This window comes from Microcoleus sp. Pol7_A1 (assembly GCF_036701085.1).
Classification (GTDB): domain Bacteria; phylum Cyanobacteriota; class Cyanobacteriia; order Cyanobacteriales; family Microcoleaceae; genus Microcoleus; species Microcoleus asticus.
Genome location: NZ_JAUBQD010000176.1, coordinates 1 through 1024 on the forward strand (window position 1 = coordinate 1; position 1024 = coordinate 1024).

Here is a 1024-nt window from a genome sequence, read left to right on the forward strand (position 1 = left end):
ATACAGCACTTCCGGATGTTATGAGGTACAATAGAATCGACTAAAAATAATATTATACCAATGAAAGCATACTCAGTAGATTTGCGCTCTAAAATAGTAGCAGCCCATTTAGAACAGAAGCTGTCGATCAGAAAAACAGCAGAAATATTTGCCGTGAGTAAAAGCTTAGTTCAAAAACTTGTCAAGCAACAAAAAATAGAGGGGAATTTACAGCCGAAACCCAGGGGTAAACCGAGATACAGTTATTTGAATAATGCGTCAACTGAATTAAGAGAAATAGTGGCAGCACATCCCGATGCAACGTTGGTAGAATTGTGTGAGTTATTTGCCAAAAAGACAGGAAATTGGGTAGGTAGAACAGCAATGTGTAGCGCGTTACAAAAGTTAGGATTAAATCGTAAAAAAAAACAGTTAGGAGTAGCCAAGCAGGCACAGAAAGAGTCATGAAGTTAAGGTTAGAGTATTGGGAAAAAGTCAAGGATATCGAGCCAAAAAATCTAGTCTTTTTAGATGAGACTGGAGTATTGCTAGGTTTAAGACGAACTCATGCACGCTCGGAACTAGGAACTAGAGCCTATGCAGTAAAACCTTTTTATCGAGGGGAAAAGGTCACAGTAATTGGTGCAATTACTCTCCAGGAAGTAGTGGCATTAATGACAATAAATAACTCGATGGATAGCCAAGCATTTGAAGTATTTGTCGAGAAATGTTTGGTCCCAAGATTGTGGCCGGGAGCCGTAGTAGTTATGGATAATTTACCCGCTCATAAACTAGCTTCTATTAAGCCTATGATTGAAGCGGTAGGTGCTTCTATATTGTGTTTGTCCCCCTACTCTCCTGATTTTAATCCGATTGAATTATGGTGGTCTCAGCTTAAATCTTTGTTGCGACAGTTTTCACCAACCACTACTAAAATGGTTGACACCATAATTGCTGTGGCTCTTGACTTAATGAATCCCAAACATCTCAAAAACTGGTTTACTAATTGCTGCTACTGTACCTCATAACATCCGGAAGTGCTGTA

At 39.2% G+C, this 1024-nt stretch carries 1 protein-coding gene and 1 pseudogene; both read left to right on the forward strand.

Translation table 11 applies throughout. The features are described from left to right. The first annotated feature begins 60 nt into the window (after positions 1-60). Complete coding sequence (locus QUA20_RS31865; protein ID WP_333194341.1) at positions 61-447, forward strand: IS630 transposase-related protein; 387 nt, start codon at positions 61-63, stop codon at positions 445-447. Then, positions 444-894: pseudogene (locus tag QUA20_RS31870) on the forward strand (IS630 family transposase); the annotation flags it as partial. The gene QUA20_RS31865 and the pseudogene QUA20_RS31870, both read left to right, overlap by 4 nt. Between the last annotated feature and the right edge of the window lie 130 nt (positions 895-1024).

Excerpts from the sequence above, each read along its gene's own strand:
- QUA20_RS31865 (WP_333194341.1), top strand. The coding sequence starts at position 61 with ATGAAAGCATACTCAGTAGATTTGCGCTCTAAAATAGTAGCAGCCCAT.